Genomic DNA, 21,246 nt, shown 5'->3' with positions numbered 1-21,246 from the left:
ATGGATATTAAATTATTGAATCCCTTAACTTTAGCTTACATGGGAGATGCAGTCTTAGATCAACACGTGCGTGAATATATCGTTCTTAAATTACAAAGTAAACCCAATCGTTTACATCAAGTGTCAAAAAGTTTTGTGTCAGCTAAGAGCCAGGCCCAAACATTAGAAACTTTGATTGGGATAGAATGGTTTACTGACGAAGAATTGGATATTGTTAAAAGAGGTCGTAATGCTAAAAGTCACACAAAAGCAAAAAATACGGATATCCAAACGTATCGTAAAAGTTCTGGTTTAGAAGCAGTCATAGGATTTTTATATCTAGACCATCAAGAAGAAAGATTGAAAAGTTTGCTTGATATGATTGTGCAAACAGTCAATGAAAGGTAGTGAAAAACAGTGGAAGATATCGTTATTGTCGGTAGGCATGCTGTTAAAGAAGCGATTGTTTCTGGCCATACAATTAATAAAATTTGGATACAAGAAGGTATTAGGAAGCAACAAATCAATGATATTTTACAAAATGCTAAAGATCAGAAATTGATAGTGCAAACTGTACCAAAATCTAAATTAGATAATTTAGCAAATGCACCTCATCAAGGTGTTGCAGCGTTAATCGCACCATATGAATATGCTGATTTTGATCAGTTTATTAAAGGACAAAAAGAGAAAGAAGGACTTTCAACTGTTGTCATTTTAGACGGATTAGAGGATCCTCATAATTTAGGGTCTATATTAAGAACAGCAGATGCAAGTGGTGTAGATGGTGTGATTATTCCAAAAAGACGTTCAGTAGCATTGACGCAAACGGTTGCTAAAGCATCTACTGGTGCCATTCAACACGTTCCTGTCATGCGAGTAACGAATTTAGCAAAAACAATCGATGAATTGAAAGACAATAGCTATTGGGTAGCAGGTGCTGAAGCAAGCAATGCCACAGACTATAGAGATATGGCTGCCGATATGCCACTAGCGATTGTTATTGGTAGTGAAGGTCAAGGTATGAGTAGATTAGTCAAAGATAAGTGCGATTTCTATATTAAGATACCTATGGTTGGTCATGTTAATAGCCTTAACGCATCAGTTGCTGCAAGTTTAATGATGTATGAAGTATATCGTAAACGTCATCAAATTGGAGATAACACATGAAAGATAGATACTTAATTATTGATGGCTATAACATGATAGGTCAGTCGCCAGAGCTTGGACGAATTGCTCGGGATAATTTACAAGAGGCACGGGAACAATTGTTAGATGTTATTGCGAACTATAACGCTGTAATCGCAGATGAAGTGGTTTGCGTCTTCGATGCTTATGAACAATCAGGTATAGAAAGAGAATACATTTATCACGATGTTAAGACAGTTTTTACTAAGGAAAAAGAAACTGCTGATAGCTATATCGAACGTTATGTGTATAATCTTTATAATAAACATACAACGCATATTACAGTGGTTACGAGTGATATGAGTGAACAACACGCTATATTTGGAGCTGGAGCTTATCGCGTGTCATCAAGAGAAATGTGGCGTGATTTAAAAGAAAATGAAATGACAGTAAACAAATCTTTGGATGATTTCACGGAAAGTAAACCTAGAACTCGAATTTCGCTATCAAATGATGTACTTGCAGAATTTGAAAAGATTAGACGCGGTAATCATAAGAAAGATTGATTTTGTGTACTTGTCTTTTAAATAGAATGTCATATAAACTATGCCTAATCTAAAGAGAAAGGTATCTTTTATGACACAATATTTTAGACAACTAGAACAGACATTTAAAGCATTTCAGAAAAGTCATAGTAGTCAGGAAAAAGAAGATTTATTTACTCAAATTGTGTATCACATACAGCCGATTCTTTTTTTGAAATTCAAAAAGATAAGCATCATTGATGAAGATGCGAAGGACTTACTTCAAGAATTATTAGTTCGAATGTATTTAGCACTTCAAACATTTGATTTTAGTATGGAAATTCCGTTTGAACACTATTTAAACTGTATGGTGCGCTCAATGAAGAAAGATTTTTGGAGAAAGAAATATGCCGAAGATAATAAACATCAAATGTTAATTAACGAATATGTGGTTGAATATCAACTGAATCAATCTTTTAAAAAGACTGAAGAGATGTGTTTGAAACATGAGCAATTTGATTTATTGCAGAACAGTTTAAACACATTAAGTCAATTAGAAAGATGCGTTGCTGAACTAATGATACTCAATTATTCACCTCTAGAAATTGCTGATTTGTTATCTGCTAAAGATAAAGTAGTTTACAATAGTATTCAACGTTGTAAAATGAAAATGAAACGTTATTTAATCAAACATCAATACCAGAAATAGCATGGTAATGTTTGCTATGCTAGTTTGACATTTAATGTTAGATTTATGTATAGTATACTGGTATTAAAATGAGTAAAGGTGAATGAATTTGAAAAAAGTACCTTTAATTTGCGAAGTTTGTGGTACTAGAAATTACAATGTACCGAAAAATGAAAATGCTGCAACGAGATTAGAATTGAAAAAATATTGTTCAAGATGTAATGCACATACGATTCATAAAGAGTCTAAATAACAGTAGCGTAGCACAATGTTATGATAGTGAATGGCTAATCAACCATTAAGTATGGAGGTAGTTTTGATGGCTAAAGATAAAGGCACAAGCAAAGAAAAAGAAAGTTTCTTCCAAGGCGTTAAAAGTGAAATGGAAAAAACAAGTTGGCCTACGAAAGAAGAACTTTTTAAATATACTGTAATCGTAGTATCAACAGTAATCTTCTTCATGGTATTTTTCTGGGTATTAGATTTAGGTATTGGTAATTTAATTGAATTATTTAGATAAGGGTAAGGAGTGACAACATGTCTGAAGAGGTTGGCGCAAAGCGTTGGTATGCGGTGCATACATATTCTGGATATGAAAATAAAGTTAAAAAGAATTTAGAAAAAAGAGTAGAATCAATGAATATGACAGAACAGATTTTTAGAGTTGTCATACCTGAAGAGGAAGAAACACAAGTTAAAGATGGGAAAGCTAAAAAACAAATTAAAAAAACTTTCCCTGGATATGTGTTAGTAGAATTAGTTATGACTGATGAATCTTGGTATGTGGTACGTAATACACCGGGTGTCACTGGATTTGTTGGTTCAGCAGGTGCAGGTTCTAAACCTAACCCTTTACTTCCTGAAGAAATGAGATTTATTCTAAAACAAATGGGTCTTAAAGAAAAAACAATTGATGTTGAACTTGATGTCGGTGAACAAGTTCGAATTAAATCAGGTCCATTTGCGAATCAAGTGGGCGAAGTTCAAGAAATTGAATCTGATAAATTCAAATTAACTGTGTTAGTTGACATGTTCGGAAGAGAAACACCAGTTGAAGTAGAGTTCGATCAAATCGAAAAACTTTAAGCAATACATTTTAAATTGGAAATGCATTGAATTACATAAAAAAGATGAAATTTTACTATTGCTTTTTAAGTGAATTCAGTGTTAAAATAATGTGGTCGCGTTTTTATAACGCTCATTTCGTCACGAAATGTTTATGAGTGGGAGGGCAAAACTGAGCCCTGTGACCACATCACGATATCAAGGAGGTGCACATCGTGGCTAAAAAAGTAGAAAAAGTAGTTAAATTACAAATTCCTGCAGGTAAAGCGAACCCAGCACCACCAGTTGGTCCAGCATTAGGTCAAGCAGGTGTGAACATTATGGGATTCTGTAAAGAATTCAACGCACGTACGCAAGAACAAGCAGGTTTAATTATCCCGGTAGAAATCAGTGTATATGAAGACCGTTCATTTACATTCATTACTAAAACTCCACCGGCTCCAGTACTACTTAAAAAAGCAGCTGGCGTAGAAAAAGGTTCTGGTGAACCTAATAAAACTAAAGTTGCTACAGTAACTAAAGATCAAGTACGTGAAATTGCTCAAACTAAAATGCAAGACTTAAACGCTGCAGACGAAGAAGCAGCTATGCGTATTATCGAAGGTACTGCACGTAGTATGGGTATCACTGTACAATAATTATTGAATACAAAGTTAGTTTAATTTTTGAAATAAACTGATAGACGATAGCAGGTAACAGAAATGACAACGAACATATTGTCTATGATTAGTCTGAGTGATTAGAGAACGCCAAAAGGATTACTCAAACTTCAGACATTCATCTGTTATCTGCTCTTAACTTGTGTAATGCACAAGTAAGCGTGGGAGGACATTCCGCTAAAACCACTAAAGGAGGAACAAATAATGGCTAAAAAAGGTAAAAAGTATCAAGAAGCAGCTAGTAAAGTTGATCGTACTAAACACTATAGTGTTGAAGAAGCAATCAGCTTAGCTAAAGAAACAAGCATTGCTAACTTTGACGCATCAGTTGAAGTAGCTTTCCGTTTAGGAATTGATACACGTAAAAATGACCAACAAATCCGTGGTGCTGTAGTATTACCTAACGGTACTGGTAAATCACAACGTGTATTAGTATTTGCTAAAGGTGACAAAATCACTGAAGCAGAAGAAGCAGGCGCAGATTACGTAGGTGAAGCTGAATACGTACAAAAAATCCAACAAGGTTGGTTCGACTTTGACGTAGTAGTTGCTACACCAGATATGATGGGCGAAGTTGGTAAATTAGGTCGTGTATTAGGACCTAAAGGTTTAATGCCAAACCCTAAAACTGGAACAGTAACTATGGACGTTAAAAAAGCTGTTGAAGAAATCAAAGCTGGTAAAGTTGAATACCGTGCTGAAAAAGCAGGTATCGTACATGCTTCAATCGGTAAAGTTTCATTTAGCGATGAAAAATTAGTTGAAAACTTTAAAGCATTACAAGATGTATTAGCAAAAGCTAAACCATCTTCAGCTAAAGGTACTTACTTCAAATCTGTTGGTGTAACTACAACAATGGGTCCTGGAGTTAAAGTTGATACTTCATCATTCAAATTATAATTAAATGTAATGATATAGATTGAAAGAGCGAGACAATAAATTTTTAAACAATTTTACGTCTTGCTCTTTTTTTAACTTAGAGATGAATGTCAAATCCATTAATGTGAAAGATTACTATTTTTTCTTAAAAAGTGATTGACATATGATTGTATGGAGGTTATATTATTTATTGTGATTATTTTACCTAAGACAGTAGGAGTTATTATATAACTTAAAATATCATCCTGCCGAGGCTAAAATTGACTTGAACGTGTGATCATTAAAATGATCTTTCAAGCGCTTTTTGCCGTGGGTAGAAAGTGCTTTTTTTATTGAGAAATTAAAAAAGCACCAAAAATAAAAATGGAGGTGTCTGAATGTCTGCTATTATTGAAGCTAAAAAACAACAAGTTGATGTTATTGCTGATCAACTTAAAAATTCAGTTTCAACTGTTATCGTTGACTACCGTGGCTTAACTGTTGCTGAAGTTACTGAACTTCGTTCACAATTACGTGAAGCTGGTGTTGAGTACAAAGTATACAAAAACACTATGGTTCGTCGTGCAGCTGAACAAGCAGGTATCGAAGGCTTAGATGAATTCTTAACTGGTCCTACAGCTGTTGCAACTTCAACTGAAGATGTAGTAGCTCCAGCGAAAGTTATCGCAGGATTTGCTAAAGAACACGAAGCTTTAGAAATTAAAACAGGCGTTATGGAAGGTAGCATAATCTCAGCAGAAGAAGTTAAAACTGTTGGTTCATTACCTTCACACGATGGTCTTGTTTCTATGCTTTTATCAGTATTACAAGCTCCAGTACGCAACTTCGCTTATGCGGTTAAAGCTGTTGGAGAACAAAAAGAAGAAAGCGCTGAATAATTGCGCATAAAATTTTAAAATAATTGGAGGAAATATAAAATGGCTAATCAAGAACAAATCATTGAAGCAATTAAAGAAATGTCAGTATTAGAATTAAACGATTTAGTAAAAGCAATTGAAGAAGAATTTGGTGTAACAGCAGCAGCTCCTGTAGCAGCAGCTGGTGCAGCTGGTGGCGGCGACGCAGCAGCTGAAAAAACTGAATTTGATGTTGAATTAACTTCAGCTGGATCTTCAAAAATCAAAGTTGTTAAAGCTGTTAAAGAAGCAACTGGCTTAGGCTTAAAAGATGCTAAAGACTTAGTAGATAACGCTCCTAAAGTAATCAAAGAAGGCGTTGCTAAAGACGAAGCTGAAAAACTTAAAGAACAATTAGAAGAAGTTGGAGCTACTGTAGAATTAAAATAATTCTAGTATCTTAACTTAATATATAAGCTATTTATTCATATTATACTTTCGACGGTGTAAACTATAAGTAGCTTGAATTCTTTGAGAAATTAAAACCCCGTTATCACGATAACGGGGTTTTTACTTCATTTTCAAGTGAATTAAAGATGAACAATGATAAAGAGGTGGAAATGTGGGTCATTATTATGATGAAAATCCTGAAGTACAAAGTGATGAAAAGATAATTCATTATCATTATCAACAACATCAATTGAAATTGACGACAGATGCTGGTGTGTTCTCGAAAGGGAAAGTGGACTTTGGTTCTGATACGTTAGTTCAAAACTTTTTAAATGAACATCCGCCAGGACCTAGTAAAAATGTGGCAGATGTTGGTTGTGGCTATGGTCCAATTGGGTTAATGATAGCTAAAGTTTCACCACATCATCAAATTACAATGGTCGATGTTAACCAACGTGCACTAGAATTAGCTCGTAAAAATAAAAAAGCAAATCAAATTGATAATGTAACTATTAAAGAAAGTGATGGATTATCACAATTAGAGGATAGTAGTTATGATTTTGTATTAACTAATCCACCAATTAGAGCAGGTAAAGATGTTGTTCATCGCATTTTTGAAGAAGCCTATCAAAAACTTAAATCGCAAGGCGAATTGTACGTTGTGATTCAGAAAAAACAAGGTATGGCTTCAGCTAAAAAGAAAATGGAAAAAATATTTAATAATGTAGAAGTTGTGAATAAAAATAAAGGATATTACATCTTGAAAAGCCTAAAAGGTTGATTTCAAAGTTCTATTCTGATATAGTTATAAAATGTAAAAATTTATGTTCAATAAGTGTGTACTTTTACGCGAAATGAGTACGATAAACAAGAATAAATGCAGAATCGAAAATGGTGTCATCAATTGTGTTGCCGTTTTCTTTTTGTCTTGTTATACGCATTTTATTTGCGTATTGGTTAATCACACAATATTTGAGGGGTGAATCTGTTTGGCAGGTCAAGTTGTCCAATATGGAAGACATCGTAAACGTAGAAACTACGCGAGAATTTCAGAAGTATTAGAATTACCAAACTTAATAGAAATTCAAACTAAATCTTACGACTGGTTCCTAGAAGAAGGTTTATTAGAAATGTTCCGTGATATTTCTCCAATTGAAGATTTCACAGGTAACCTTTCTTTAGAGTTTGTTGATTATAGATTAGGTGAACCAAAATATGATTTAGAAGAATCAAAAAACCGTGACGCTACTTATGCTGCACCTCTTCGTGTTAAAGTACGTCTAATTATTAAAGAAACTGGCGAAGTTAAAGAACAAGAAGTATTTATGGGTGATTTCCCATTAATGACTGATACAGGTACTTTCGTAATTAATGGTGCGGAACGTGTTATCGTTTCACAATTAGTTCGTTCACCATCAGTTTATTTCAATGAAAAAATTGACAAAAATGGTCGTGAAAACTACGACGCAACAATTATTCCTAACCGTGGTGCATGGTTAGAATATGAAACAGATGCTAAAGATGTAGTTTACGTTCGTATCGATAGAACACGTAAATTACCATTAACAGTTTTATTACGTGCCTTAGGTTTCTCTAATGATCAAGAAATCATTGATTTATTAGGTGATAGTGAGTATTTACGTAATACACTTGAAAAAGATAACACTGAAAATACTGAACAAGCATTATTAGAAATCTACGAACGTTTACGTCCTGGTGAACCACCAACAGTTGAAAACGCTAAAAGTTTATTATACTCACGCTTTTTCGATCCTAAACGTTATGATTTAGCAAGTGTTGGTCGTTATAAAGCTAATAAAAAATTACATTTAAAACATCGTTTATTTAATCAAAAATTAGCTGAACCAATCGTTAATAGTGAAACTGGTGAAATTGTAGCTGAAGAAGGCGCAGTTTTAGATCGTCGTAAATTAGACGAAATCATGGAAGTATTAGAAACAAATGCTAATAGTGAAGTCTTTGAATTAGAAGGCACTGTTATTGATGAACCAGTTGAAATTCAATCAATTAAAGTTTATGTACCAAATGATGACGAAGGTCGTACTACAACTGTAATCGGTAATGCTTTACCAGATTCAGAAGTAAAATGTATTACACCTGCTGATATCATTGCTTCAATGAGTTATTTCTTTAACTTATTAAGTGGTATTGGATACACAGATGATATTGACCATTTAGGTAACCGTCGTTTACGTTCAGTTGGTGAATTACTACAAAACCAATTCCGTATCGGTTTATCAAGAATGGAACGTGTGGTACGTGAAAGAATGTCTATTCAAGATACAGATTCAGTTACACCACAACAATTAATCAATATCCGTCCTGTAATTGCATCAATTAAAGAGTTCTTTGGTAGCTCTCAATTATCTCAATTCATGGACCAAGCAAACCCATTAGCAGAGTTAACACATAAACGTCGTCTTTCTGCACTAGGACCTGGTGGTTTAACACGTGAACGTGCTCAAATGGAAGTACGTGACGTTCACTACTCTCACTATGGTCGTATGTGTCCAATTGAAACACCAGAGGGACCAAACATTGGTTTAATCAACTCATTATCTAGTTATGCACGTGTAAATGAATTTGGTTTCATTGAAACACCATATCGTAAAGTTGATCTAGATACGAATGCAATCACTGATCAAATTGACTATTTAACTGCTGATGAAGAAGATAGTTATGTTGTAGCACAAGCCAACTCTCGTTTAGACGAAAATGGCCGTTTCTTAGATGACGAAGTTGTTTGTCGTTTCCGCGGTAACAACACTGTTATGTCTAAAGAAAAAATGGACTACATGGATGTATCTCCTAAACAAGTTGTTTCAGCTGCGACAGCTTGTATCCCATTCTTAGAAAATGACGACTCTAACCGTGCATTGATGGGTGCGAACATGCAACGTCAAGCTGTGCCATTGATGAATACTGAAGCACCATTTGTTGGTACAGGTATGGAACACGTAGCTGCCCGTGACTCAGGTGCTGCAATCACTGCCAAACACAGAGGTCGCGTGGAACACGTAGAATCTAAAGAAATTTTAGTTCGTCGTTTAGTTGAAGAAAATGGAACTGAACACGAAGGTGAATTAGATCGCTATCCATTAGCTAAATTTAAACGTTCAAATACAGGTACTTGTTATAACCAACGTCCAATTGTTTCAGTTGGCGACGTAGTTGAATACAATGAAATTTTAGCTGACGGACCTTCAATGGAATTAGGCGAAATGGCATTAGGTCGTAACGTCGTTGTTGGTTTCATGACTTGGGATGGTTACAACTACGAGGATGCTGTAATCATGAGTGAACGCTTAGTTAAAGATGACGTTTATACTTCAATTCATATCGAAGAATATGAATCAGAAGCACGTGATACTAAACTAGGACCTGAAGAAATTACTCGTGATATTCCTAACGTTTCTGAAAATGCACTTAAAAACTTAGACGATCGCGGTATTGTTTATGTTGGTGCAGAAGTTAACGATGGTGACATCTTAGTAGGTAAAGTAACGCCTAAAGGTGTAACTGAATTAACAGCTGAAGAAAGATTGTTACACGCAATCTTTGGTGAAAAAGCACGTGAAGTACGAGATACATCATTACGTGTGCCACATGGTGCTGGCGGTATCGTTCTTGACGTTAAAGTATTCAATCGTGAAGATGGCGATGATACTTTATCACCAGGTGTTAACCAATTAGTTCGTGTTTACATCGTTCAAAAACGTAAAATTCATGTTGGTGACAAAATGTGTGGTCGACATGGTAATAAAGGGGTTATCTCTAAGATTGTTCCTGAAGAAGATATGCCTTATTTACCAGACGGACGTCCAATTGACATCATGTTAAACCCACTTGGTGTACCATCACGTATGAATATCGGACAAGTATTAGAATTACACTTAGGTATGGCTGCTAAAAACTTAGGCATCCACGTTGCATCTCCAGTATTCGATGGTGCGAACGATGACGATGTATGGTCAACAATTGAAGAAGCAGGTATGGCACGTGACGGTAAAACTGTATTATACGATGGACGTACAGGTGAACCATTTGATAACCGTATTTCTGTTGGTGTAATGTACATGCTTAAACTTGCGCACATGGTTGACGATAAATTACATGCTCGTTCAACTGGTCCATACTCACTCGTTACACAACAACCACTTGGTGGTAAAGCACAATTTGGTGGACAACGTTTCGGTGAGATGGAGGTATGGGCACTTGAAGCATATGGTGCTGCATACACATTACAAGAAATCTTAACTTATAAATCTGACGATACAGTAGGTCGTGTTAAAACTTATGAATCTATCGTTAAAGGTGAAAACATCTCAAGACCAAGTGTTCCTGAATCATTCCGCGTATTGATGAAAGAATTACAAAGTTTAGGCTTGGATGTAAAAGTTATGGATGAACAAGATAATGAAATCGAAATGGCTGATGTTGATGATGAAGATGCAACTGAGCGCAAAGTAGATTTACAACAAAAAGATGTTCCAGAAACACAAAAAGAAACTACTGACTAATGAGTAAAACGTTGTAAAAAGAATGAATGACAAAGAAATTGAGTGACATTCGTTCAAAGTTTGAACGATGTCACTGGTTTCGGTCTTTAATTACTTGTTTAGTTTCAATAAATGTAAATCAATCAAATAGCACAGCTAATCTAAATTGAAGGAGGTAGGCTCCTTGATTGATGTAAATAATTTCCATTATATGAAAATCGGTTTAGCCTCACCTGAAAAAATCCGTTCTTGGTCATATGGTGAAGTAAAAAAACCTGAAACAATTAACTATCGTACATTGAAACCAGAAAAAGATGGTCTTTTCTGTGAAAGAATTTTTGGTCCTACAAAAGACTGGGAATGTAGTTGTGGTAAATACAAACGTGTTCGTTATAAAGGCATGGTTTGTGATAGATGTGGCGTAGAGGTGACAAAATCTAAAGTGCGTCGTGAAAGAATGGGGCACATTGAATTAGCTGCACCTGTATCACACATTTGGTACTTCAAAGGTATCCCAAGTCGTATGGGTCTATTATTAGATATGTCTCCAAGAGCGTTAGAAGAAGTTATTTATTTCGCTTCATACGTTGTTGTAGATCCAGGTCCAACTGGTTTAGAGAAAAAATCACTATTATCTGAAGCAGAATTCAGAGAATATTATGATAAATACCCAGGTCAGTTTGTAGCTAAAATGGGTGCTGAAGGTATTAAAGACCTTTTAGAAGAAATCAATTTAGACGAAGAATTAAAAACGTTACGTGATGAGTTAGAATCTGCGACTGGTCAAAGATTAACTCGTGCAATTAAACGTTTAGAAGTAGTTGAATCATTTAGAAATTCTGGTAATAATCCATCATGGATGATTTTAGACGTACTTCCAATTATTCCACCAGAAATTCGTCCAATGGTTCAATTAGATGGTGGACGTTTTGCAACAAGTGACTTAAATGACTTATATCGTCGTGTTATCAACCGTAACAATCGTTTGAAACGTTTATTAGACTTAGGTGCTCCTGGCATCATCGTTCAAAACGAAAAACGTATGTTACAAGAAGCTGTAGATGCTTTAATTGATAATGGTCGCCGTGGTCGTCCAGTTACAGGTCCAGGTAACAGACCATTGAAATCACTTTCTCACATGTTAAAAGGTAAACAAGGTCGTTTCCGTCAAAACTTACTTGGTAAACGTGTTGACTACTCAGGTCGTTCAGTAATCGCTGTAGGACCAAGTTTAAAAATGTATCAATGTGGTCTACCAAAAGAAATGGCACTTGAATTATTTAAACCTTTCGTAATGAAAGAATTAGTTCAACGTGAAATTGCCACTAACATTAAAAATGCTAAGAGCAAAATTGAACGTATGGACGACGAAGTATGGGATGTATTAGAAGATGTAATTAGAGAACATCCTGTATTATTAAACCGTGCACCTACGCTTCACAGATTAGGTATTCAAGCATTTGAACCAACATTAGTAGAAGGTCGTGCTATTCGTCTTCACCCACTTGTAACAACAGCTTACAATGCGGACTTTGATGGTGACCAAATGGCCGTTCACGTACCTTTATCTAAAGAAGCTCAAGCAGAAGCACGTATGTTAATGTTAGCTGCTCAAAATATCTTGAACCCTAAAGACGGTAAACCAGTTGTTACACCATCACAAGATATGGTATTAGGTAACTATTACCTTACTTTAGAACGTAAAGACGCAGTTAATACAGGTGTACTCTTTAATGATACAAACGAAGTGCTTAAAGCATATGCCAATGGCTATGTACATTTACACACTCGTATTGGTTTACATGCGCAATCACTTAATAACCCTACATTCACTGAAGAACAAAATAGAAAAATTTTGGCTACTTCAGTAGGTAAAGTGATTTTCAATGAAATCATTCCAGATTCATTTGCATTCATTAATGAACCAACTCAAACTAACCTTGAAGGTAAAACACCAGATAAATACTTTATTGATCCAACTCAGTTAGGTGAAGGTGGCCTTAAAGCTTACTTTGAGGAACAAGAACTTATTGAACCATTCAATAAAAAATTCTTAGGTAACATTATTGCCGAAGTCTTCAACAGATTTAGCATTACAGATACTTCTATGATGCTTGACCGTATGAAAGACTTAGGTTTCAAATTCTCATCTAAAGCTGGTATTACTGTTGGTGTTGCAGACATCGTGGTACTTCCAGATAAACAAGATATTTTAGATGAACATGAAAAATTAGTTGAACGTGTATCTAAACAATTTAACCGTGGTTTAATCACAGAAGATGAACGTTATAACGCTGTTGTTGAAATTTGGACTGACGCAAAAGACCAAATTCAAGGCGAATTAATGCAATCACTTGAGAAAACAAACCCAATCTTCATGATGAGTGACTCAGGTGCCCGTGGTAACGCATCTAACTTTACTCAATTAGCTGGTATGCGTGGTTTAATGGCCGCTCCTTCAGGTAAAATTATTGAGTTACCAATCACTTCATCATTCCGTGAAGGTTTAACAGTGTTAGAATACTTCATCTCTACACACGGTGCGCGTAAAGGTCTTGCCGATACCGCTCTTAAAACAGCAGACTCAGGTTATCTTACTCGTCGTCTTGTTGACGTGGCTCAAGATGTTATCGTACGTGAAGAAGACTGTGGTACTGACCGTGGTTTATTAGTTTCTGATATCAAAGAAGGTACAGAAATGATTGAACCATTTATCGAACGTATCGAAGGTCGTTATTCTAAAGAAACGATTCGTCACCCTGAAACAGACGAAATTATTATTCGTCCAGACGAATTAATCACTGCTGAAATTGCTAAGAAAATTACTGACGCTGGTATCGAACAAATGTACATCCGCTCAGCATTTACTTGTAACGCACGTCACGGTGTTTGTGAAAAATGTTACGGTAAAAACCTTGCAACAGGTGAAAAAGTTGAAGTGGGCGAAGCAGTTGGTACAATCGCTGCGCAATCTATCGGTGAACCAGGTACCCAACTTACAATGCGTACATTCCATACTGGTGGGGTAGCAGGTAGCGATATCACTCAAGGTCTTCCACGTATCCAAGAGATCTTCGAAGCACGTAATCCTAAAGGTCAAGCCGTGATTACTGAAATCGAAGGTGTTGTAGAAGACATTAAATTAGCTAAAGACCGTCAACAAGAGATTGTTGTTAAAGGTGCTAATGAAACTAGATCTTACTTAGCTTCAGGTACTTCAAGATTGAAAGTCGAAGTCGGTCAATCAGTTGAACGTGGTGAAGTGTTAACAGAAGGTTCAATTGAGCCTAAGAACTTCTTAGCGGTTGCTGGTTTAAATGCGACTGAAAGCTACTTACTTAAAGAAGTACAAAAAGTTTATCGTATGCAAGGTGTAGAAATCGACGATAAACACGTTGAAGTAATGGTTAGACAAATGTTACGTAAAGTTAGAATCATCGAAGCAGGTGATACTAAACTATTACCAGGTTCATTAGTTGATATCCATAACTTTACTGATGCTAACAAAGAAGCATTCAAAGGACGTAAACGTCCAGCTACTGCTAAACCAGTATTGCTTGGTATTACTAAAGCGTCTCTTGAAACTGAAAGCTTCTTATCAGCAGCTTCATTCCAAGAAACAACTCGTGTGCTTACTGATGCAGCAATTAAAGGTAAACGCGATGACTTACTTGGTCTTAAAGAGAACGTTATTATCGGTAAGTTAATCCCAGCTGGTACAGGTATGAGACGTTATAGTGACGTTAAGTATGAAAAAGCTGAAACACCAGTTGCCGAAACTGAAGAAGTAGAAGTAACTGAATAACATATGAAATAAACTCTGATTAGGATTTATTCTTCATAGTTGACGAGACGGGACCTATCTATCTTTGAGTGAATAGTCCCGCTCTCGTTCTTTAATTTTTAAAATGAGTAAAAAGTCATTGAAATATATTGACTTATTACTAGTTTAGGTGTTATTATTGTAAAGGTTGATGCAAGCAGAACTTTGGAGGATATTTCAATGTCTAATGAAAAAGTTGCACGCTTTAACAAACAACACTTTGTAGTTGGTCTTAAAGAAACGCTTAAAGCGTTAAAGAAAGATCAAGTTGCATCGTTGATTATTGCTCAAGACGTAGAAGTCCATTTAATGGCTCACGTATTTAGTTTAATCAATCATAAAAACATACCAATCACATATTTTCAAAGTAAACAAGCTTTAGGTAAATATGTCGGTATTAATGTAAATGCGACAATTGTTGCATTGCTGAATGAGAATTAGTAAGTATTATGCTTACTAAATTTTATTTAACCTAAAAATGAACCACCTGGATGTGTGGGATTAAAAAGTGAAGAGAGGAGGACATTTCAATGCCAACTATTAACCAATTAGTACGTAAACCAAGACAAAGCAAATCTAAGAAATCAGATTCACCAGCTTTAAACAGAGGTTTTAATAGTAAAAAGAAACAATTTACTAACTTAAACTCACCTCAAAAACGTGGTGTTTGTACTCGTGTAGGTACTATGACACCTAAAAAACCTAACTCAGCGTTACGTAAATATGCACGTGTGCGTTTATCAAATAACATTGAAATCAACGCATATATCCCTGGTATCGGCCATAACTTACAAGAACACAGTGTAGTACTTGTACGTGGTGGACGTGTAAAAGACTTACCTGGTGTGCGTTACCATATCGTACGTGGTGCGCTTGATACTTCAGGTGTTGATGGACGTAGACAAGGTCGTTCATTATACGGAACTAAAAAACCTAAAAATTAATTTTAAGATTGTGTAAATTTCAAAATCAATTTTTAATAATATACTATAATAGGAAGGGAGGATTTTAATTATGCCTCGTAAAGGATCAGTACCTAAAAGAGACGTATTACCAGATCCAATTCATAACTCTAAGTTAGTTACAAAATTAATTAACAAAATTATGTTAGACGGTAAACGCGGAACTGCACAAAGAATTCTTTATTCAGCATTCGACTTAGTTGAACAACGTAGTGGTCGTGATGCTTTAGAAGTATTTGAAGAAGCAATTAATAACATTATGCCAGTATTAGAAGTAAAAGCTCGTCGTGTGGGTGGTTCTAACTACCAAGTACCAGTTGAGGTACGCCCAGAACGTCGTACTACTTTAGGATTACGTTGGTTAGTAAACTACGCTCGTCTTCGTGGTGAAAAAACTATGGAAGACCGTTTAGCTAACGAAATCTTAGATGCTGCTAATAACACAGGTGGTGCCGTTAAGAAACGTGAGGATACTCACAAAATGGCTGAAGCGAACAAAGCATTCGCTCACTATCGCTGGTAAGATTAAAGCTTTTACCCTGAGTGTGTTCCGTCATATTGGTTTACCAAGTTTAGATGGTCCATGCTTAGGGCATCGCCATATTCTATAGTACTTATTCAGTAATAACTGGAAGGAGAAAAACAATGGCTAGAGAATTTTCTTTGAAAAACACTCGTAATATCGGTATCATGGCTCACATTGATGCTGGTAAAACAACTACGACTGAACGTATTCTTTACTATACAGGTCGTATCCACAAAATTGGTGAAACACACGAAGGTGCTTCACAAATGGACTGGATGGAACAAGAGCAAGACCGTGGTATCACAATCACTTCAGCTGCTACAACAGCTCAATGGCAAGGCCACCGTGTAAATATTATCGATACACCAGGACACGTAGACTTCACTGTTGAGGTTGAACGTTCATTACGTGTACTTGACGGTGCGGTAACTGTACTTGATGCGCAATCAGGTGTAGAACCACAAACTGAAACAGTTTGGCGTCAGGCTACAACTTATGGTGTACCTCGTATCGTATTTGTAAACAAAATGGACAAATTAGGTGCAAACTTTGACTACTCTGTAAGCACAATTCATGATCGCTTACAAGCAAATGCTGCGCCTATCCAATTACCAATTGGTGCCGAAGACGAATTTGAAGCAATCATCGACTTAGTTGAAATGAAATGCTTCAAATATACAAACGACTTAGGTACAGAAATCGATGAAATTGAAATTCCTGAAGATCATAAAGATAGAGCTGAAGAAGCTCGTGCTAACTTAATCGAAGCAGTTGCTGAAAGCAACGACGAATTAATGGAAAAATATCTTGGTGACGAAGAAATTTCAGTTGAAGAATTAAAAAATGCTATCCGTCAAGCTACTACTGACATAGAATTCTACCCAGTACTTTGCGGTACAGCATTCAAAAACAAAGGTGTTCAATTAATGCTTAACGCAGTAATTGACTACTTACCATCACCATTAGATGTTAAACCAATCATCGGCCACCGTGCTGATAATCCTGAAGAAGAAGTAATTGCTAAAGCTGACGATTCTGCTGAATTCGCTGCATTAGCATTCAAAGTTATGACTGACCCTTACGTTGGTAAATTAACTTTCTTCCGTGTATATTCAGGTACTTTAACATCAGGTTCTTACATTAAGAACTCAACTAAAGACAAACGTGAACGTGTAGGTCGTTTATTACAAATGCACGCTAACTCACGTCAAGAAATCGATACTGTTTATTCAGGCGATATCGCTGCTGCAGTTGGTCTTAAAGATACAGGTACTGGTGACACATTATGTGGTGAAAAGAATGACATTATCTTAGAATCAATGGAATTCCCAGAACCAGTTATCCACTTATCAGTAGAACCAAAATCTAAAGCTGACCAAGATAAAATGACTCAAGCTTTAGTTAAATTACAAGAAGAAGACCCTACTTTCCATGCACATACAGATGAAGAAACTGGACAAGTTATCATCGGTGGTATGGGTGAGTTACACTTAGACATCTTAGTTGACCGTATGAAGAAAGAATTCAACGTTGAATGTAATGTAGGTGCGCCAATGGTTTCTTACCGTGAAACATTCAAGCAATCTGCACAAGTTCAAGGTAAATTCTCTCGTCAATCTGGTGGTCGTGGTCAATACGGTGATGTTCACATTGAATTCACACCTAACGAAACAGGCGCTGGTTTCGAATTCGAAAATGCTATCGTTGGTGGTGTAGTTCCACGTGAATACATTCCATCAGTTGAAGCTGGTCTTAAAGATGCTATGGAAAATGGTGTCTTAGCTGGATATCCATTAATCGATGTTAAAGCTAAATTATTTGATGGTTCATACCATGATGTCGATTCATCAGAAATGGCCTTCAAAGTAGCTGCATCATTAGCACTTAAAGAAGCTGCTAAAAAATGTGATCCAGTAATCTTAGAACCAATGATGAAAGTAACAATTGAAATGCCTGAAGAGTACATGGGTGATATCATGGGTGACGTAACAGCTCGTCGTGGACGTGTTGATGGTATGGAACCTCGTGGTAATGCACAAGTTGTTAACGCTTATGTACCACTTTCAGAAATGTTCGGTTACGCAACTTCATTACGTTCTAACACTCAAGGTCGCGGTACTTACACTATGTACTTTGACCACTATGCAGAAGTTCCAAAATCAATCTCAGAAGAGATTATCAAAAAAAATAAAGGTGAATAATTAAACTTGTTTTAACTAGTGATTCTAGGTAAAATACAGCATGAGCTTATTAATTAAGCAATCATCTTTATGAATTGATTTTTTGCGGAAAATGCATTATAAATGAATTATGAATTTTAACAATCATTATGTCTCATGATGGTGAGAAACTATCATGAGAGATAATATTGAAATAACTTTTACTAGAATAGGAGAGATTTAATAATGGCAAAAGAAAAATTTGATCGCTCAAAAGAACATGCCAATATTGGTACTATCGGTCACGTTGACCATGGTAAAACTACTTTAACAGCTGCTATCGCAACTGTATTAGCTAAAAATGGTGACACTGTTGCACAATCATATGACATGATTGACAACGCTCCAGAAGAAAAAGAACGTGGTATCACAATCAATACTGCACACATCGAATACCAAACTGACAAACGTCACTATGCTCACGTTGACTGCCCAGGACACGCTGACTATGTTAAAAACATGATCACTGGTGCTGCTCAAATGGACGGCGGTATCTTAGTAGTATCTGCTGCTGACGGTCCAATGCCACAAACTCGTGAACACATTCTTTTATCACGTAACGTTGGTGTACCAGCATTAGTAGTATTCTTAAACAAAGTTGACATGGTTGACGATGAAGAATTATTAGAATTAGTTGAAATGGAAGTACGTGACTTATTATCTGAATACGACTTCCCAGGTGACGATGTACCTGTAATCGCTGGTTCAGCTTTAAAAGCTTTAGAAGGCGACGAAAAATACGAAGAAAAAATCTTAGAATTAATGCAAGCAGTTGATGACTACATTCCAACTCCAGAACGTGATTCTGACAAACCATTCATGATGCCAGTTGAGGACGTATTCTCAATCACTGGTCGTGGTACTGTTGCTACAGGCCGTGTTGAACGTGGTCAAATCAAAGTTGGTGAAGAAGTTGAAATCATTGGTATCCATGACACTTCTAAAACAACTGTTACTGGTGTAGAAATGTTCCGTAAATTATTAGACTACGCTGAAGCTGGTGACAACATCGGTGCATTATTACGTGGTGTTGCTCGTGAAGACGTACAACGTGGTCAAGTATTAGCTGCTCCAGGTTCAATTACACCTCACACTAAATTCAAAGCAGACGTATACGTTTTATCTAAAGACGAAGGTGGACGTCACACTCCATTCTTCACAAACTATCGTCCACAATTCTATTTCCGTACTACTGACGTAACTGGTGTTGTTAACTTACCAGAAGGTACTGAAATGGTAATGCCTGGCGACAACGTTGAAATGACAGTAGAATTAATCGCTCCAATCGCGATTGAAGACGGTACTCGTTTCTCAATCCGTGAAGGTGGACGTACTGTAGGATCAGGCGTTGTAACTGAAATCATCGAATAATTTTAATTATTCTTTGTTTCAAAGACTCCCTTAGGGGAGTCTTTTTTTTGGGGTGCTGGACAGAAATTTAAATAAATTCGTTGTCCTTTTCCAGCTTGCTTAGCTTGTAGAATTTCTTGATGAAATTCTCTTTGCTGGGGCCCCGCCGTCAAGTATGACTAAATTTGAAAAAAGTTTGATTCAAGCGCATTTTTAAATCAGTTAGCTACTGCCTGAATGTTTAAAGAGGCTAAGACAATTCATCTTGTTTTAGTCTCTTTTTTTCATATGCTTGAAAATAGGCACTTTTGTGTTTCTAAATGATTAATAGCTATAGCTATCATACTTTGTTATATAAATCTCAAATCCTATTATATAAAAACGCCTATGATTAACTTAATATAAAAGTCATCATAGACGTATAAGGTTAAATCAAATTTATTCAATTTTAAAACACGTTTTCAATTTCTAAAATCTTTAAAAACTCACTTGCTGCATATTTAAATGCTGACTCATCGATATCAAAATGTGGGTTATGATGCGGTGCTGTAATACCTTTATCCTTATTACCACATCCAGTTAAGAAGAACGCGCCGGGACGGACTTTTAAATAGTGAGAGAAGTCTTCACCAATCATCATTAATTCTGATTCATTAAAGCGTAAGTGTAAATCATTAGCAGCTTGTTTTACAACTTCATAGGCTTTAACATTGTTATGAACGGGAAGGTAGCCACGAATATAATCCATCTCATATGTGATATCGTTTGCTAATGCAAGGCCTTGTAATAGTTTATCCATTTTATATTGAATATGTGCTTGTAATTCCGTATCAAATGTTCTCACAGTCCCCTTACAAAAAGCACTATCAGGAATAACACTATCTGAAGAGCCAGCTTGAATCATTCCAAAAGTGAGTACAGCCTCTTTTACAGGATCTATTGTTCTAGAAATAATCTTTTGTGCACTAAGAATAAATTCAGCCATGATTACAATTGGGTCAATCGTTTCATGTGGTTTCGCACCATGGCCACCTTTACCTTTAATTGTGACTGAGAACTCGTCTGGAGATGCCATAATCGCACCTGGTCTTGAGTAGATGGTACCTGTTGAATAACCACTCCACAAATGTGTACCATAAATTTTATCAACATTATTTAAACAACCATCATCAATCATCTCTTGAGAGCCACCTGGCATAATTTCTTCACCATATTGAAAGATAAATACTACGTTACCTTTTAGGTGATGACGTTGTTCATGAATAATCTCAGCGACGCCCAATAAAATTGCGGTATGTCCATCATGACCACAAGCATGCATAAAACCTTCATTTTTAGATTTATATGGAACATCGTTTAATTCTTGCACAGGTAAAGCATCAAAGTCTGCACGAAATGCGATAGTAGGCCCATGTCCATTACCTTGAAACGTAGCTTTAATGCCATTGCGACCAACAGGTGATTCAATCTCACAATCTAAATGACTTAATTGATTTAAGATATAGTTATGCGTCCATGTTTCCTCGAAAGAAGGTTCAGGATATTGATGCATATAGCGACGCATCTGAATCATTCTATTTTCCTTATCACTGGCTAATTGAAACCAATCTAACACCGTAACCACTTCTTTCTACATATTAT

General features: G+C 36.1%; 20 protein-coding genes and 1 other annotated feature. Of the genes, 19 read left to right on the top strand and 1 reads right to left on the bottom strand.

Annotation, left to right across the window (positions count from 1 at the left end; genetic code table 11):
• The 19 genes from HYI43_11110 to tuf all read left to right on the top strand — a co-directional run bounded on the left by HYI43_11110 (position 1) and on the right by tuf (position 19,626).
• Complete coding sequence (locus tag HYI43_11110; GenBank protein UDI79078.1) at positions 1 to 387, top strand: Mini-ribonuclease 3; 387 nt, start codon at positions 1 to 3, stop codon at positions 385 to 387.
• Between the two features lie 9 nt (positions 388 to 396).
• Positions 397 to 1,146, top strand: coding sequence for a 23S rRNA (guanosine(2251)-2'-O)-methyltransferase RlmB (rlmB, locus tag HYI43_11105; GenBank protein ID UDI79077.1), 750 nt, complete (start codon positions 397 to 399; stop codon positions 1,144 to 1,146).
• Positions 1,143 to 1,670 carry an NYN domain-containing protein gene (locus tag HYI43_11100; protein ID UDI79076.1) on the top strand — a complete coding sequence of 176 codons (528 nt, stop codon included), beginning with the start codon at positions 1,143 to 1,145 and terminating at the stop codon, positions 1,668 to 1,670. The genes rlmB and HYI43_11100 overlap by 4 nt, the downstream gene beginning before the upstream one ends.
• Positions 1,671 to 1,740: 70 nt before the next feature.
• Positions 1,741 to 2,337: a sigma-70 family RNA polymerase sigma factor gene (locus HYI43_11095; protein ID UDI79075.1), complete on the top strand. Its 597-nt coding sequence runs from the start codon at positions 1,741 to 1,743 to the stop codon at positions 2,335 to 2,337.
• Between the two features lie 88 nt (positions 2,338 to 2,425).
• On the top strand, positions 2,426 to 2,569 hold the full coding sequence (rpmG, locus tag HYI43_11090) for a 50S ribosomal protein L33 (protein ID UDI79307.1): 144 nt from the start codon (positions 2,426 to 2,428) through the stop codon (positions 2,567 to 2,569).
• Between the two features lie 66 nt (positions 2,570 to 2,635).
• A complete protein-coding gene (secE, locus tag HYI43_11085; protein ID UDI79074.1) occupies positions 2,636 to 2,836 on the top strand; it encodes a preprotein translocase subunit SecE in 201 nt (66 codons plus the stop codon).
• A 17-nt stretch (positions 2,837 to 2,853) separates the two neighbouring features.
• Positions 2,854 to 3,402 (top strand): transcription termination/antitermination protein NusG, encoded by a 549-nt coding sequence (gene nusG, locus HYI43_11080; protein UDI79073.1) that lies wholly within the window; start codon positions 2,854 to 2,856, stop codon positions 3,400 to 3,402.
• A 194-nt stretch (positions 3,403 to 3,596) separates the two neighbouring features.
• Entirely contained in the window at positions 3,597 to 4,019 is a 423-nt protein-coding gene (gene rplK / locus HYI43_11075; GenBank protein UDI79072.1) for a 50S ribosomal protein L11, read from the top strand.
• A 225-nt stretch (positions 4,020 to 4,244) separates the two neighbouring features.
• On the top strand, positions 4,245 to 4,940 hold the full coding sequence (gene rplA, locus HYI43_11070; protein UDI79071.1) for a 50S ribosomal protein L1: 696 nt from the start codon (positions 4,245 to 4,247) through the stop codon (positions 4,938 to 4,940).
• 165 nt (positions 4,941 to 5,105) lie between these two features.
• Positions 5,106 to 5,258 (top strand) — a sequence feature (ribosomal protein L10 leader region).
• A gap of 38 nt (positions 5,259 to 5,296) precedes the next feature.
• Complete coding sequence (locus tag HYI43_11065; GenBank protein UDI79070.1) at positions 5,297 to 5,797, top strand: 50S ribosomal protein L10; 501 nt, start codon at positions 5,297 to 5,299, stop codon at positions 5,795 to 5,797.
• A 39-nt stretch (positions 5,798 to 5,836) separates the two neighbouring features.
• Positions 5,837 to 6,205: a 50S ribosomal protein L7/L12 gene (gene rplL / locus HYI43_11060; GenBank protein ID UDI79069.1), complete on the top strand. Its 369-nt coding sequence runs from the start codon at positions 5,837 to 5,839 to the stop codon at positions 6,203 to 6,205.
• A gap of 172 nt (positions 6,206 to 6,377) precedes the next feature.
• A complete protein-coding gene (locus tag HYI43_11055) occupies positions 6,378 to 6,986 on the top strand; it encodes a class I SAM-dependent methyltransferase (protein ID UDI79068.1) in 609 nt (202 codons plus the stop codon).
• A gap of 208 nt (positions 6,987 to 7,194) precedes the next feature.
• Positions 7,195 to 10,746 carry a DNA-directed RNA polymerase subunit beta gene (gene rpoB / locus HYI43_11050; protein ID UDI79067.1) on the top strand — a complete coding sequence of 1,184 codons (3,552 nt, stop codon included), beginning with the start codon at positions 7,195 to 7,197 and terminating at the stop codon, positions 10,744 to 10,746.
• A 190-nt stretch (positions 10,747 to 10,936) separates the two neighbouring features.
• On the top strand, positions 10,937 to 14,530 hold the full coding sequence (rpoC, locus tag HYI43_11045) for a DNA-directed RNA polymerase subunit beta' (protein UDI79306.1): 3,594 nt from the start codon (positions 10,937 to 10,939) through the stop codon (positions 14,528 to 14,530).
• A 198-nt stretch (positions 14,531 to 14,728) separates the two neighbouring features.
• Positions 14,729 to 14,989 (top strand): ribosomal L7Ae/L30e/S12e/Gadd45 family protein, encoded by a 261-nt coding sequence (locus HYI43_11040; GenBank protein ID UDI79066.1) that lies wholly within the window; start codon positions 14,729 to 14,731, stop codon positions 14,987 to 14,989.
• A gap of 89 nt (positions 14,990 to 15,078) precedes the next feature.
• Positions 15,079 to 15,492 carry a 30S ribosomal protein S12 gene (gene rpsL, locus HYI43_11035; protein UDI79065.1) on the top strand — a complete coding sequence of 138 codons (414 nt, stop codon included), beginning with the start codon at positions 15,079 to 15,081 and terminating at the stop codon, positions 15,490 to 15,492.
• A 70-nt stretch (positions 15,493 to 15,562) separates the two neighbouring features.
• Entirely contained in the window at positions 15,563 to 16,033 is a 471-nt protein-coding gene (gene rpsG, locus HYI43_11030) for a 30S ribosomal protein S7 (GenBank protein UDI79064.1), read from the top strand.
• Between the two features lie 122 nt (positions 16,034 to 16,155).
• The gene (gene fusA / locus HYI43_11025) at positions 16,156 to 18,237 is read left to right on the top strand and encodes an elongation factor G (protein UDI79063.1); all 2,082 of its coding nucleotides are present in this window, start codon (positions 16,156 to 16,158) and stop codon (positions 18,235 to 18,237) included.
• A 204-nt stretch (positions 18,238 to 18,441) separates the two neighbouring features.
• Positions 18,442 to 19,626: an elongation factor Tu gene (gene tuf, locus HYI43_11020; GenBank protein UDI79062.1), complete on the top strand. Its 1,185-nt coding sequence runs from the start codon at positions 18,442 to 18,444 to the stop codon at positions 19,624 to 19,626.
• Between the two features lie 427 nt (positions 19,627 to 20,053).
• Here tuf and HYI43_11015 read toward each other — a convergent pair whose 3' ends face one another.
• Positions 20,054 to 21,220: an amidohydrolase gene (locus HYI43_11015; protein UDI79061.1), complete on the bottom strand. Its 1,167-nt coding sequence runs from the start codon at positions 21,218 to 21,220 to the stop codon at positions 20,054 to 20,056.
• Between the last annotated feature and the right edge of the window lie 26 nt (positions 21,221 to 21,246).

The organism is Staphylococcus taiwanensis (genome assembly GCA_020544305.1).
GTDB classification, from domain to species: Bacteria; Bacillota; Bacilli; order Staphylococcales; family Staphylococcaceae; genus Staphylococcus; species Staphylococcus taiwanensis.
The sequence above is the reverse complement of the archived record's forward strand: the minus strand, read 5'-3'. Positions and strand labels throughout refer to the sequence as shown.

Excerpts from the sequence above, each read along its gene's own strand:
- HYI43_11110 (UDI79078.1), top strand. The coding sequence starts at position 1 with ATGGATATTAAATTATTGAATCCCTTAACTTTAGCTTACATGGGAGAT.
- HYI43_11100 (UDI79076.1), top strand. The coding sequence starts at position 1,143 with ATGAAAGATAGATACTTAATTATTGATGGCTATAACATGATAGGTCAG.
- HYI43_11095 (UDI79075.1), top strand. The coding sequence starts at position 1,741 with ATGACACAATATTTTAGACAACTAGAACAGACATTTAAAGCATTTCAG.
- secE (UDI79074.1), top strand. The coding sequence starts at position 2,636 with ATGGCTAAAGATAAAGGCACAAGCAAAGAAAAAGAAAGTTTCTTCCAA.
- nusG (UDI79073.1), top strand. The coding sequence starts at position 2,854 with ATGTCTGAAGAGGTTGGCGCAAAGCGTTGGTATGCGGTGCATACATAT.
- rplA (UDI79071.1), top strand. The coding sequence starts at position 4,245 with ATGGCTAAAAAAGGTAAAAAGTATCAAGAAGCAGCTAGTAAAGTTGAT.
- HYI43_11065 (UDI79070.1), top strand. The coding sequence starts at position 5,297 with ATGTCTGCTATTATTGAAGCTAAAAAACAACAAGTTGATGTTATTGCT.
- rplL (UDI79069.1), top strand. The coding sequence starts at position 5,837 with ATGGCTAATCAAGAACAAATCATTGAAGCAATTAAAGAAATGTCAGTA.
- rpoC (UDI79306.1), top strand. The coding sequence starts at position 10,937 with ATGAAAATCGGTTTAGCCTCACCTGAAAAAATCCGTTCTTGGTCATAT.
- HYI43_11040 (UDI79066.1), top strand. The coding sequence starts at position 14,729 with ATGTCTAATGAAAAAGTTGCACGCTTTAACAAACAACACTTTGTAGTT.
- rpsL (UDI79065.1), top strand. The coding sequence starts at position 15,079 with ATGCCAACTATTAACCAATTAGTACGTAAACCAAGACAAAGCAAATCT.
- rpsG (UDI79064.1), top strand. The coding sequence starts at position 15,563 with ATGCCTCGTAAAGGATCAGTACCTAAAAGAGACGTATTACCAGATCCA.
- fusA (UDI79063.1), top strand. The coding sequence starts at position 16,156 with ATGGCTAGAGAATTTTCTTTGAAAAACACTCGTAATATCGGTATCATG.
- tuf (UDI79062.1), top strand. The coding sequence starts at position 18,442 with ATGGCAAAAGAAAAATTTGATCGCTCAAAAGAACATGCCAATATTGGT.